Genomic DNA, 11,749 nt, shown 5'->3' on the forward strand with positions numbered 1-11,749 from the left:
CCAGCCCGAAGACGGAGACACGGGTTCCCATCGACCGCATCGAAGACATCTACCGGCAACGGACAATCGCCGGTCGAGAACGGTGCCGTGACAGCTCCGTAAGGATCAGTCCAGCATCGCCTGATACACCAGCTGCCGCAGCTGCTGCCGGATCGGATGGGTCGACGACGGCAGCAGCTGCGTGTAGAACGCCACCGTCAAATCCTCGTCCGGATCCACCCAAAACGCCGTCGAAGCCGCCCCGCCCCACGCGTACTCCCCCGGCGTAGCAAGGGTTTTCGCCTTGACCGAGTCGATCAGGACCGAGAATCCCAGCCCGAACCCGTACCCGTCGAAAGGCATCTCCGCGAACAGCGGCCGCCCGTAGGCCTCCAGATCCACATGTCCCGGCAGATGATTGGCCGTCATCAGATCCACCGTCCGCGGGCTCAGCACCCGCACCCCGTCGAGTTCCCCGCGGCGCAACAACATCTGGGTAAACCGGTGGTAGTCGGCCGCCGTCGAGACCAGGCCTCCGCCGCCGGAAAGGCAAGCCGGGCGCGACGTTCCCACCGCGCCGAAGGCGTCGTTGCGCACCAGCTGTTTCGTCCGGGGCGCAGGCAGGTACAAGGCCGCCAAGCGGTCCGTGTCCGAAGTCCAGAAGCCGGTGTCCGTCATGCCCAACGGGCCGAAGATCCGCTCCGCGAACACCTCGTCCAGCGGCTTCCCGGCCAGCACCTCGACCAACCGGCCCAGGACGTCGCTGGCCACCGAGTAGTTCCACTCCGCACCCGGCTGGAACACGAGCGGGAACCGCGCCCACGCCTTGGTGCACTCCGCCAGATCCAGCCCCGGCGGCGTCCCCCACTCGTACCCGCCTGCCCGGTAAACCGCGTCGACCGGGTGCGTGTGGTGGAAGCCGTAGGTCAGGCCCGCGGTGTGCGAAAGCAGGTGCCACAACCGGATCGGCTCGGTCGCCGGCTCGGTGACCGGAGCCAGCGCCGAGCCTTTCACGTACACCTGCGGCTCGGCGAATTCCGGCAGCCACCGCGAGATCGGGTCGGTGAGGTCGATCAGGCCTTCCTCGACGAACGTCATCGCCGCCACCGAGGTGACCGGCTTCGTCATCGAGAAGATCCGCCAGATCGTGTCGGTCTCGACCGGCGCACCGGCCTCGACGTCGCGCGAGCCGTGCGACGCGACGTGCACGATCCGGCCGTGCCTGCTCACTACCGCGAGGAAGCCGGGCAGCAAGCCGTCCTCGACGTACCGGGCGAAATGCCGGTCGATCCGCCGCAGTCGTGCCCCGTCGAAACCCGCGTCGGCCGGATCGGCCTCCACCTTCACCTCGGTCGCCATGGCGGCGACCTTACGCCGAACTCGCCGCTTTCCGCTCCGCCGCCTTTTCCTCGCGCCAGGCCTCGTCGTTCTTGCCCTCGCGCCAGTATCCGGACAACGACACCGCGTCTCGCGCGACGCCGCGCTCGTCGAAAAGGTACCGCCGCAGCTCCCGCACGAACCCGGCCTCGCCGTGGACGAACGCGTGCACGTCCTCGCCCGGCCACGGCAGCGCCTTCACGGCAGCGACCAGATCGTCGGACGCCGAGCGGTGCAGCCACGTGACCTGCGCGTCGGCCTTCGTCGCGAGCGGCTGGTGTTCCGACTTGTCCTCCACCAGCAAGAACACGTGCGCCAACGCCCCCGGCGGCAGCGCTTCGAGCGCGGCGGCGATGGCGGGCAACGCCGATTCGTCGCCCACCAGCAGGTGCCAGTCGGCGTCGGCGCGCGGCGCGTACGCCCCGCCCGGACCGACCAGCAACAGCTCGTCCCCAGGCTGTGCGCGCTGCGCCCACGGCCCGGCCAGACCCTCGTCGCCGTGCACCACGAAGTCGAGCACCAGTTCGCCCGCGGCCTCGTCGTACGAGCGGACCGTATAGGTACGCAGCCGCGGCGCGTGCTCGCGCGGCAGCTCCTCGCGGATCCGGTTCAGGTCGAACGGCTCCGGATACTCCACCCCGTCCACCTTGAAGATCACCTTCACGTACGCGTCGGTGAACTCGTTCGGGCGGAAATCTCGAAGCCCCTCGCCGCCGGCCACGATCCGGATCATGTGCGGGGTGAGGTGCTCCTTGCGCAGCACCTCCAGCCGCACCGCGGTCCTCCCCTTGCGCGCCGGACCTTCGGCCATCGAACACCCCTGTTTCAGTAAGGTTTACCTAAGTAGCGTGTCCCACGGTACGCGCCTTCACCCGTTCCGCCCAGTACCGCCGTCCCCGAGTTCGGCGAGCATTGCCCGGAAACCCGCCCCGACCCGCTCCCGGAACCCCACGAAAAACCGGTTCGCCACCAGTACTGCCCACCACTGCCCGGCGGCGGCGTTCCGCACGCGGTGCGTGACGCGGGATCCGACCGGATCGTCGGCGACCTCGTACTCCCCGCGGTACCACCAACCGCCCTGCGCGGCGAGAAACCGGCGCTCGCGGTCGACCTCCAGCTTCATCGGGTAATCCGAAGCCGTCAACTGCCTTTCCAGCCGCGAGAACACCTCCCTCGGCGCGGCCGGAACGACGCCGGAGACCTCGACGATCGTTCTCATGCTTCCCACGGCTTCGAGACCCGCGTGTTCTGGAAAGCGGTGATCCGCCAGCCCTCGTCACCCCGCACCAGCACGTAGGTCAGCGAACTCTCGCGCCCCTCGGCGGCCGGGTCGTCGCCTCCGGTCAGCGACGAGCCGCCACCGGTCACGATGACCGCGACGTCGTCCCGCAGGAACCGCACCCGCGGCTCGCCGAAGCCGGTGAGCTTCGAGCCCTGGAGCGCTCCCTGGAACAGCTCCCGGTGCGAGTCCACGATCGCCTGGCGGCCGACGGACCGGAGCCCGAAGAACGTCACGTAGTCGGCGTCTTCGGTGAACAGATTCCCGTAGGCATCCGCGTCGCCGCTGTTCCAGGCGTCGGCGAGACGCGCGAGGACAGCCAGGACTTCTTCGTGCTGCGACATGCTTTTCTCCTTAACGAACGACGTTCGCGTACGAGACAAGTTGTACTCACGAACACCGTTCGCGTCAAGCGCGGGGCTCGTCTAGGCTTCGGGGATGACCGCACCGCCCCCGCCCTGGCGCCGGACGCCGAGCCCGCGCCGGCGCGCCGCGAAGCAGATGCTGTCGCAGGAACTGATCGTGAAAACCGCGCTCGAAATCCTGGCCGCCGAGGGCATCGACGCCGTCTCGATGCGCCGGGTCGCGCAGCAACTGGAGACCGGGCCTGCGTCGCTGTACGCGTACGTGGCCAACAAAGAGGAGCTGGACGAGTTGTTGCTCGACGCGGCGCTGAGCGAAGTGCCGTGCCCCGAGCCGGATCCGCGGCGGTGGACCGAACAGGTCAAAGAGCAAGTGCGGCAACAGATCCGGGCAATGGTGGCGTATCCGGGCATCGCGAAAGTCGCGTGGCAGACGCCGATCCCGGTCACGCCGAACTCGTTGCGGCAGGGCGAAGTCATGCTGCAGCTGCTGCGTGCGGGAGGGCTGGATCTACAGCAGGCAGTGTTCGCCGGGGACGCGTTGAGCACGTACACCAAGGCTTTCGCCTACGAAGCCAGCGGCTGGACGTTCGGCGATTACGACCCGGAGAAAATGAGCGAGCGCGAGCGGCAGATGGCGGACTACATGCAGTCGCTGCCCGCCAGCGCGTTCCCGAACCTGTTGCAGGCCGGGGAGTTCTTCACCGCGGACACCAGCCAGGCCCGGCTCGAGTTCGCCTTGGAGGCGTTCGTGGCCGGGCTGGCGGCGATGGTCAGAAAGTGAGCACGATCTTGCCGCGCGTGTGACCCTGTTCCAGCTCGCGATAGGCGGCCTGGACCTCGGCCAGCGGGTACGTCGCGGCGATCTCGACCTCGAGCAATCCCTTGTCCGCCAACGCGACGAGGTCGCGCATCACCTCGGCGCTCGCCCCGGCCATGTTGCCCTCGATCTTCACCCCGTACTTCTCGGCGGCGTCGAAGTCGACCACTGTGTCGATCCGGCCGGGATAAACGCCCAGCCGCAAGGCAAGTTCGACGTAGTCGTCGCCGTAAGTGTCGATGAACGCGTCCACCCGGTCGCCAGTCAGCTCGCGGAGCCGCTCTTCGAGCCCTTCCCCGTACGCGATCGGGACGACGTCGTGCTCGCGCAACCACTCGTGGTTCGCTTCGCTGGCAATGCCGATCACGGTCGCGCCGGTGAGCTTCGCCAGCTGCACGGCCAGCGAACCGACCCCGCCCGCGGCTCCGGACACGACGACCGTCTCGCCCTCGCGCGGGCTGACCGCCCGCACCGCGGCGTACGCAGTGGTTCCAGCGACGAACAGACCGCCCGCGACCTCCCACGACAGCCCGCTCGGCTTCGGAACGAGATGCTCCGCCGGGACGAGCACGTACTCGGCGTGGCTGGAGCGGGTGTGCACGAAGCCGACGACCTCGTCCCCCACCTGGATTTCTTCGACGTCCGCGCCCAGCTCGACCACTACTCCGGCCAGGTCGCTGCCCTGTCCGGACGGGAAGGTGGACGGCCAGCGCTCGGCCAGAGCGCCGGTGCGGATCTTCGCTTCCCCCGGATTGATGCCCGCGGCCCGGACCCGCACGAGCACCTGCCCGGATTCCGGCGCCGGCCGAGGCACTTCGGCCAGCTGCAGCACTTCGATCCCGCCGTGTTCGCCGTATCTGACCGCCTGCGGCATACGCGTCTCCCTCGCTCGTATGCTTAGCCCAACAAACGATCGAACGGATTTATGCCCGGCGGGCGAAAATTCAGCCGGCCAGCCTCCGGACCACCGCGTCCGCGAGCAGCCGCCCGCGATCGGTGAGCACCGCGCGCCCACTGTCCAAATCGGACACTTCGAGCAACCCCTCCGCGGCGGCCGCCCGGGCTTGCCTGACCCCCGGCTCGTCGAGCGCCGACAACGCCAGGCCGTCGGAGATCCGCAGCTCCAGCATGATCCGCTCCAGGTGCCGGTCTTCGTCGGTGAGCACCTCGCGATCGGCCTCCGGGCTCGCGCCTTCCGCGAGCAAGCCGGAGTACTTGGCCGGATGCTTGACGTTCCACCACCGCACGCCGCCGACGTGGCTGTGCGCGCCCGGTCCGGCGCCCCACCAGTCGCCGCCCTGCCAGTAGCCGAGGTTGTGGCGGCACCGCGCGGCCTCGCCGGTCGCCCAGTTCGACACCTCGTACCAGGTCAACCCCGCGCCGGCGAGGACGGAGTCGATCATTTCGTAGTAGCTGGCCAGCGTGTCGTCGTCCGGCGCGGGCAGTTCGCCGCGCCGCACCCGGCGGGCGAGGGCGGTGCCGTCCTCCACGATCAGCGCGTACGCCGACACGTGGTCGACACCCGCGGAGAGAACTGCGTCGAGCGACGCGCGCAGATCTTCGACCCGCTCCCCCGGCGTGCCGTAAATAAGGTCGAGGTTGACGTGCTCGAACCCGGCGGCCCGGGCTTCGCGCGCGGCGTCGACCGGACGGCCGGGGGTGTGCACGCGGTCGAGCACCTTGAGCACGTGCCGGGCCGCGGACTGCATGCCCAGCGACACTCGGGTGTAACCCGCCTCACGGATGCCCGCGAAGAACTCGGGCGAAGTGGACTCGGGGTTCGATTCGGTCGTCACCTCCGCGCCCGGCGCGAGCCCGAACGCCGACCGGACGCCGTCGAGCACCTCGGCCAGCCCGTCCGCGCCCAGCATGGACGGCGTCCCGCCGCCGACGAACACCGTCTCCGCCTTGGGCGCGTTGCCGAGGATTTCGGCGCCCAGCTCCAGCTCGCGGCGCAGCGCCTCCAGCCACGACCGCGGCGAGGCGGCGGTGCCGAGTTCGCCCGCGGTGTAGGTGTTGAAGTCGCAGTAACCGCAGCGGGTCGCGCAAAACGGCACGTGGACGTACACGCCGAACGGACGGGTGCCGAGCCCCGCGAGAGCGGTCTCGGGCAGTCCGGCGGGCGGGCGGTGAGTGTCGGGAACAGGCACGACGTCCATTCTCCCCCGCGGCGCGCGGGCTCCCGCGCGCCCCTGCGCCACCCGGCGGAAAGTTCGGCCGCCGAACGATGCACCACCCGTCGCGCACCCGGTCGACAAGCGCCCGAAACCGTCCCACGATGCGTCCGAAAGCCGGGAAAGACCTGGCAGATCGCCCGGCCGATGCACATCCGGGGCCGTTTCGCACCCCCGCAGTGAGCCTTCTCCCACCATCCGGACGCCCTTGGACGACGTTCGGCCCGCGTGGCAATCTGAGCCGGTGAGTCCTGCCGGTGTCCTTCTCGTGGCGCGCCGCCACGTCGACCTTGTCCGGGTCGCGAGCGCGCTCTGCCGGCCTGTTCGCTGACTCCCGCCGAAGCCTGCCCAGCCCACCACCTGGACCACCGGCCCGCTCTCGCCCCGCACCGACGCCGCGGCGGAGCCGCCTCGATCACCCCGCCCGGAGGATCTCCATGTCCGCACCCCCGCGTGAAACGCCCGCGAAGGGCCGCACGCCTCGGACTCGCCAGAAGCGCGGCGAGGGCCAGTGGGCGCTCGGCTACCGGGAGCCGCTGAACCCGAACGAGCGTTCGAAGAAGGACGACAGCCCGCTCAACGTCCGGGCGCGGATCGAGAACATCTACGCCCACCGCGGTTTCGACTCGATCGACCCCGGCGACCTGCGCGGCCGGTTCCGCTGGTTCGGCCTCTACACCCAGCGCAAGCCGGGCATCGACGGCGGCCGCACCGCGCTGCTGGAGCCCGAGGAGCTGGACGACCGCTACTTCATGATGCGCGTCCGCATCGACGGCGGCGCGCTCACCACCGAGCAGTTGCGAGTGGTCGGCGAGATCTCGCGGGAGCACGCGCGCGACACCGCCGACATCAGCGACCGGCAGAACATCCAGTACCACTGGATCGAGATCGAGGACGTGCCCTCGATCTGGTCCCGGCTGGAGAACGTCGGCCTGACCACCACCGAGGCGTGCGGCGACTGCCCGCGCGTCGTGCTCGGCTCCCCGGTCGCCGGCATCGCGAAGAACGAGGTGCTCGACGCCACCCCGGCGATCGACGAAATCCTCGAGCGCTACATCGGCGACCCGCGGTTCGCGAACCTGCCGCGCAAGTTCAAGACCGCGATCTCCGGGCTGCCGGACATCGTGCACGAGATCAACGACATCGCCTTCGTCGGCGTCGACCACCCGGAGCACGGCCCCGGCTTCGACCTGTGGGTCGGCGGCGGGCTCTCCACGAACCCGATGCTCGCGCAGCGGCTCGGCGCGTGGGTCCCGCTGGACGAGGTGCCGCAGGTGTGGGAGGGCGTCGTCTCGATCTTCCGCGACTACGGCTACCGGCGGCTGCGTTCGCGGGCCCGGCTGAAGTTCCTGGTCAAGGACTGGGGCGCCGAAAAGTTCCGTGAAGTTCTCGAAACCGAATACCTGAAGCGGAAGCTGATCGACGGCCCGCCGCCGGAGAACCCCGCGACCCCGATCGACCACGTCGGCGTGCACCCGCAGAAGGACGGCAACTACTACGTCGGCGCCGCGCCGGTCGCCGGCCGGGTGTCGGGCAGCACGCTGATCGCCGTCGCCGAGGCCGCCGAGCGGGCCGGATCGCAGCGGGTGCGGCTGACCCCGCACCAGAAGCTGGTCGTGCTCGACGTCCCCAAGGCGAAAGTCCCGGCGCTGCAAGCGGAACTGGCCGAGCTGGGCCTGCAGACCAATCCGTCGCCGTGGCGGCGCAGCGTGATGGCGTGCACCGGGCTGGAGTTCTGCAAGCTCGCGATCGTCGAGACGAAGGTGCGCGCGCAGCAGCTGGTCGCGGACCTGGAGAAGTCGCTCGCCGACATCAACGCGCAGCTCGAAACGCCGGTCACGGTGCACCTCAACGGCTGCCCCAACTCCTGCGCACGCGTGCAGACCGCGGACATCGGGCTGAAGGGCCAGATCGTCACCGACGCCGACGGCAACCAGGTCGAGGGCTTCCAGGTGCACCTCGGCGGCGGGCTCGGGCTCGACGCCGGATTCGGCCGGAAGCTGCGCGGCCACAAAGTCACCGCGGGCGAACTGGTCGAGTACGTGGAACGCGTGGTGCGCGCGTACGTCGCGGGCCGCGAGCCGGGCGAACGGTTCCCGCAGTGGGCGTTGCGGGCGGACGAAGGGGTGCTGCAGTGACCGCGGTGGCGGACTACCGGGCGCTGGCCGAACGCGCCGAGAAAGAGCTGGCCGAGGCGACCGCCGAGGAGGCGCTTCGCTGGACGGTCGAGACCTTCGGCGACGACTTCATCGTGGCGTCGAACATGCAGGACGCCGTGCTGATCGACCTCGCAACGAAGGTCAAGCCCGCGGTGGACGTGCTGTTCCTGGAGACCGGCTACCACTTCGCCGAAACCCTCGGGGTGCGCGACGCGGTGCAGACGGTGTACCCGGACGTGCGGATCGTCAACGCGCAGGCCGAGCAGAGCGTCGCCGAACAGGACGCGGAGTACGGGCCGAAGCTGCACGAACGCGACCCCGGCCAGTGCTGCTTCCTGCGCAAGGTCGTACCGCTGCGCCAGACGCTCGGCAAGTACTCGGCGTGGGTCACCGGCGTGCGCCGGGTGGATGCGCCGACCCGCGCGAACACGCCGATCGTCACCTGGGACGAGCGCAACGGCCTGGTGAAGATCAACCCGATCGCGGCGTGGACCGACGACGAGTTCAACGGCTACCTGCACGAGAACGGGGTCCTGGAGAACCCGCTGGTGTCGATCGGCTACCTCTCGATCGGCTGCGCGCCCTGCACCGCGAAGGTCGAGGCGGGGCAGGATCCGCGCAGCGGCCGGTGGGCCGGGCAGTCGAAGACCGAGTGCGGTTTGCATGGCTGAGGAAGGAAGCATGACGACTTTGGAACCGGCGGCCGATGCCGCGGTAGACAATCTCGCCGCCCTCGAATCCGAGGCCATCCACATCTTCCGCGAGGTCGCGGGCGAGTTCGACCGTCCGGTGATCCTGTTCTCCGGCGGCAAGGACTCGACGCTGATGCTGCACCTGGCGATCAAGGCCTTCTGGCCCGCGCCGGTGCCGTTCCCGCTGCTGCACGTGGACACCGGGCACAACTTCGACGAGGTCCTCGAATTCCGCGACCGCGTGGTCGAAAAGCACGGACTGCGGCTGGTCGTCGCGAAGGTCCAGGACTGGATCGACGACGGCAGGCTCGAAGAGCGCGCCGACGGCCTGCGCAATCCGCTGCAGACCACCCCGCTGCTGGAGACGATCGCGGAGAACAAGTTCGACGCGGTCTTCGGCGGCGGTCGCCGCGACGAGGAGCGAGCACGCGCGAAGGAGCGGATCTTCAGCCTGCGCAACGCTTTCGGCCAGTGGGAGCCGCGCCGGCAGCGGCCGGAACTGTGGAACCTCTACAACGGACGGCACCGTCCTGGCGAGCAGGTCCGCGTGTTCCCGCTGTCCAACTGGACCGAAGCGGACGTGTGGAACTATATCGCCCGCGAGAAGGTCGAGCTGCCTTCGATTTATTACGCCCACCAGCGCGCGGTCTACCAGCGCGACGGCATGTGGCTCAGCGAGGGGCCTTGGGGCGGGCCGCGTCCCGGCGAGGACGTCCGCGCGCTGAGCGTGCGCTACCGGACCGTCGGCGACGGTTCGTGCACTGGCGCGATCGAATCCACGGCGTCCACTGTGGACGAAGTGATCGCCGAGGTCCAGGCTTCGCGGCTCACCGAACGCGGTGCCACCCGCGCCGACGACCGGATGTCCGAGGCGGCCATGGAAGACCGCAAACGGGAGGGCTACTTCTGATGTCGAGCCTGCTGAGGCTGGCCACCGCGGGCAGCGTGGACGACGGGAAGTCCACGCTGGTCGGACGGCTGCTGTACGACACCAAGTCCGTCCTCGCCGACCAGCTCGACGCGGTCACCCGCGCGTCTGTCGACAAAGGACTGTCCACTCCGGACCTTTCGCTGCTTGTCGACGGCCTGCGCTCGGAGCGCGAGCAGGGCATCACGATCGACGTCGCGTACCGGTATTTCGCGACGCCGAAGCGGTCGTTCGTGCTCGCCGACACCCCGGGGCACGTGCAGTACACCCGCAATACGGTCACCGGCGCGTCCACCGCGCAGCTCGGGGTGCTGCTGGTCGACGCGCGCAACGGCGTGGTCGAGCAGACCCGGCGGCACGCGGCCGTGCTCGCGCTGCTCGGTGTGCCGCAGCTGGTGCTGGCGGTGAACAAGATCGACCTCGTCGACTACGACGAGAACACCTTCGGCGTCATCGCCAAGGAGTTCACCGCGCACGCGGAATCCCTCGGCTACGACTCGGCGTCCGTCGTCTCCATCCCGGTTTCCGCGCTGGTCGGCGACAACGTGGCGACCCGGTCGGAGAAAACCCCGTGGTACGACGGCCCGTCGCTGCTGGAGCACCTCGAAAACGTGCCGGTAGCGCCGGATCCGCACGATTCCGCGCTGCGGTTCCCGGTGCAGTACGTGATCCGCCCGCGCACCGCCGAGTACCCGGACTACCGCGGTTACGCCGGCCAGATCGCCGCGGGCACGGTGCGTCCGGGCGACGAGATTGTCGTGCAGCCGCAAGGGATCCGCAGCCGGATCGAAAGGATCGACACCGCGGACGGGCCGTTGGAGGAAGCGGGCACCGGAACCTCGGTGACCCTGCTGCTCGCCGACGACATCGACATCAGCCGCGGCGACCTCATCGCCGCCGCCGACGCGCCGCCGCAGGTCACTGACGAGATCACCGGCACGCTGTGCTGGCTGTCCTCGAAGCCGCTCAAGACCGGCGCGCGGGTGCTGATCAAGCACGGCGCCCGGACCGTGCAGGGCCTCACCACCGAGTTGCACGCCCGGTTCGACGAGCAGACACTGTCCAGTGTGGACTCGCCGGACAGCTTGGAGCTCAACGACATCGGCAGCGTCAGCCTGCAGCTGGCCGAGCCGCTGCCGGTCGACGACTACGGCGTGAGCCCGCGCACCGGCGCGTTCCTGGTGATCGATCCGAAGGACGGCGACACCCTCGCCGCCGGTCTCGTCGGCGAGCGGTTCTCGTGACGCCGCCCCTGGTCGCCGTCGCGCACGGCAGTCGTGACCCGCGCTCCGCCGCGACGGTGCGGGCGCTGGTCGACGTCGTCCGTGCGCAGGCGCCGGGGCTGGACGTGCACGAGTCGTTCCTCGACCTGTCGGAGCCGCGGGTCACCGACGTGCTGCGCGGGCTTTACGCGCAAGGGCATCGCTCCGCGGTCGTCGTGCCGTTGTTGCTGGGCAGCGCTTTTCACGCCCGGGTCGACCTGCCCGCGCTGGTCGACGAGGTGACCGCGGAATGCCCCGGGTTCCGGATCCAGGTGTCGGACGTGCTGGGCGCGGACCCGGCGCTCGAAGCCGTCGCCCTCGACCGGATCGCCGGAGCCCGCCGCCGCAGCGGGACCGGCGTGCTGCTGAGCGCGGTCGGCTCGTCCAATCCCGAGGCCAACGCGGTCGTCGCAGGAGTGGCCGCACGCTGGGAAAAGCAGCTCGGCCTCCCGGTGAGCGAGGCGTTCGCCAGCGCCACCCAGCCGGACATCCCGGCCGCGGCCGCCCGCCTGCGGGCTCGCGGCGTACGGCATCTCGTGGTGGCGTCGTGGTTCCTGGCCCCCGGCCTGCTGCCGGACCGGATCGCGTCGCTGGCCCGCGAGGCCGATCCGGGCGTGTTCATCGCCGAGCCGCTCGCCGACGACCCGCGCGTGGCGGACGTCGTGATCGGCCGGTACGCCGCCGCCATCTCCGGACTGCTGCGGTCCGCCGCCTGAC

Annotated in this window: 13 protein-coding genes; 7 read left to right on the forward strand and 6 right to left on the reverse strand. The window is 69.8% G+C overall.

Translation table 11 applies throughout. From position 1 onward, the window contains the following. Positions 1–105 precede the first annotated feature (105 nt). Genes ACZ7OI_RS20645 through ACZ7OI_RS20660 form a run of 4 tightly spaced genes read right to left on the reverse strand, consistent with a single transcriptional unit; the run spans position 106 to position 2,979 of the window. Positions 106–1,338 carry a serine hydrolase domain-containing protein gene (locus ACZ7OI_RS20645; RefSeq protein WP_470265795.1) on the reverse strand — a complete coding sequence of 411 codons (1,233 nt, stop codon included), beginning with the start codon at positions 1,336–1,338 and terminating at the stop codon, positions 106–108. Between the two features lie 10 nt (positions 1,339–1,348). Further along, positions 1,349–2,167 carry a siderophore-interacting protein gene (locus ACZ7OI_RS20650; RefSeq protein WP_470265796.1) on the reverse strand — a complete coding sequence of 273 codons (819 nt, stop codon included), beginning with the start codon at positions 2,165–2,167 and terminating at the stop codon, positions 1,349–1,351. A gap of 57 nt (positions 2,168–2,224) precedes the next feature. Then, the gene (locus ACZ7OI_RS20655) at positions 2,225–2,575 is read right to left on the reverse strand and encodes a hypothetical protein (RefSeq protein ID WP_470265797.1); all 351 of its coding nucleotides are present in this window, start codon (positions 2,573–2,575) and stop codon (positions 2,225–2,227) included. Beyond that, a complete protein-coding gene (locus ACZ7OI_RS20660; RefSeq protein WP_470265798.1) occupies positions 2,572–2,979 on the reverse strand; it encodes an SgcJ/EcaC family oxidoreductase in 408 nt (135 codons plus the stop codon). Before ACZ7OI_RS20660 ends, ACZ7OI_RS20655 begins: the two co-directional genes overlap by 4 nt. A gap of 94 nt (positions 2,980–3,073) precedes the next feature. Between ACZ7OI_RS20660 and ACZ7OI_RS20665 the strand changes: the two genes are divergently transcribed. Next, entirely contained in the window at positions 3,074–3,781 is a 708-nt protein-coding gene (locus ACZ7OI_RS20665; protein ID WP_470265799.1) for a TetR/AcrR family transcriptional regulator, read from the forward strand. Here ACZ7OI_RS20665 and ACZ7OI_RS20670 read toward each other — a convergent pair. Next, on the reverse strand, positions 3,771–4,691 hold the full coding sequence (locus ACZ7OI_RS20670) for an NADP-dependent oxidoreductase (RefSeq protein WP_470265800.1): 921 nt from the start codon (positions 4,689–4,691) through the stop codon (positions 3,771–3,773). The genes ACZ7OI_RS20665 and ACZ7OI_RS20670 overlap by 11 nt on opposite strands. A 70-nt stretch (positions 4,692–4,761) precedes the next feature. Continuing rightward, a complete protein-coding gene (hemW, locus tag ACZ7OI_RS20675; RefSeq protein ID WP_470265801.1) occupies positions 4,762–5,976 on the reverse strand; it encodes a radical SAM family heme chaperone HemW in 1,215 nt (404 codons plus the stop codon). A gap of 259 nt (positions 5,977–6,235) precedes the next feature. Between hemW and ACZ7OI_RS20680 the strand changes: the two genes are divergently transcribed. The 6 genes from ACZ7OI_RS20680 (at position 6,236) to ACZ7OI_RS20705 (ending at position 11,748) form a co-directional block, all read left to right on the forward strand. Further along, the gene (locus tag ACZ7OI_RS20680) at positions 6,236–6,322 is read left to right on the forward strand and encodes a putative leader peptide (RefSeq protein WP_369805942.1); all 87 of its coding nucleotides are present in this window, start codon (positions 6,236–6,238) and stop codon (positions 6,320–6,322) included. Positions 6,323–6,428: 106 nt separating this feature from the next. Then, entirely contained in the window at positions 6,429–8,129 is a 1,701-nt protein-coding gene (locus ACZ7OI_RS20685; protein WP_470265802.1) for a nitrite/sulfite reductase, read from the forward strand. Further along, on the forward strand, positions 8,126–8,821 hold the full coding sequence (locus tag ACZ7OI_RS20690; protein WP_470265803.1) for a phosphoadenylyl-sulfate reductase: 696 nt from the start codon (positions 8,126–8,128) through the stop codon (positions 8,819–8,821). The genes ACZ7OI_RS20685 and ACZ7OI_RS20690 overlap by 4 nt, the downstream gene beginning before the upstream one ends. A 10-nt stretch (positions 8,822–8,831) precedes the next feature. Continuing rightward, on the forward strand, positions 8,832–9,752 hold the full coding sequence (gene cysD / locus ACZ7OI_RS20695) for a sulfate adenylyltransferase subunit CysD (RefSeq protein ID WP_470265804.1): 921 nt from the start codon (positions 8,832–8,834) through the stop codon (positions 9,750–9,752). Next, the gene (locus ACZ7OI_RS20700) at positions 9,752–11,014 is read left to right on the forward strand and encodes a sulfate adenylyltransferase subunit 1 (protein WP_470265805.1); all 1,263 of its coding nucleotides are present in this window, start codon (positions 9,752–9,754) and stop codon (positions 11,012–11,014) included. Before cysD ends, ACZ7OI_RS20700 begins: the two co-directional genes overlap by 1 nt. Next, on the forward strand, positions 11,011–11,748 hold the full coding sequence (locus ACZ7OI_RS20705) for a sirohydrochlorin chelatase (protein ID WP_470265806.1): 738 nt from the start codon (positions 11,011–11,013) through the stop codon (positions 11,746–11,748). Before ACZ7OI_RS20700 ends, ACZ7OI_RS20705 begins: the two co-directional genes overlap by 4 nt. Position 11,749 lies beyond the last annotated feature (1 nt).

This window comes from Amycolatopsis sp. NPDC114503, assembly GCF_055633655.1.

What these genes read in the sequence shown, in the direction of transcription:
- ACZ7OI_RS20700 (WP_470265805.1), top strand. Translation starts at nt 9,752, where the DNA reads ATGTCGAGCCTGCTGAGGCTGGCCACCGCGGGCAGCGTGGACGACGGG.
- ACZ7OI_RS20670 (WP_470265800.1), bottom strand. Translation starts at nt 4,691, where the DNA reads ATGCCGCAGGCGGTCAGATACGGCGAACACGGCGGGATCGAAGTGCTG.
- ACZ7OI_RS20685 (WP_470265802.1), top strand. Translation starts at nt 6,429, where the DNA reads ATGTCCGCACCCCCGCGTGAAACGCCCGCGAAGGGCCGCACGCCTCGG.
- cysD (WP_470265804.1), top strand. Translation starts at nt 8,832, where the DNA reads ATGACGACTTTGGAACCGGCGGCCGATGCCGCGGTAGACAATCTCGCC.
- ACZ7OI_RS20650 (WP_470265796.1), bottom strand. Translation starts at nt 2,167, where the DNA reads ATGGCCGAAGGTCCGGCGCGCAAGGGGAGGACCGCGGTGCGGCTGGAG.
- ACZ7OI_RS20660 (WP_470265798.1), bottom strand. Translation starts at nt 2,979, where the DNA reads ATGTCGCAGCACGAAGAAGTCCTGGCTGTCCTCGCGCGTCTCGCCGAC.
- hemW (WP_470265801.1), bottom strand. Translation starts at nt 5,976, where the DNA reads ATGGACGTCGTGCCTGTTCCCGACACTCACCGCCCGCCCGCCGGACTG.
- ACZ7OI_RS20645 (WP_470265795.1), bottom strand. Translation starts at nt 1,338, where the DNA reads ATGGCGACCGAGGTGAAGGTGGAGGCCGATCCGGCCGACGCGGGTTTC.
- ACZ7OI_RS20665 (WP_470265799.1), top strand. Translation starts at nt 3,074, where the DNA reads ATGACCGCACCGCCCCCGCCCTGGCGCCGGACGCCGAGCCCGCGCCGG.
- ACZ7OI_RS20655 (WP_470265797.1), bottom strand. Translation starts at nt 2,575, where the DNA reads ATGAGAACGATCGTCGAGGTCTCCGGCGTCGTTCCGGCCGCGCCGAGG.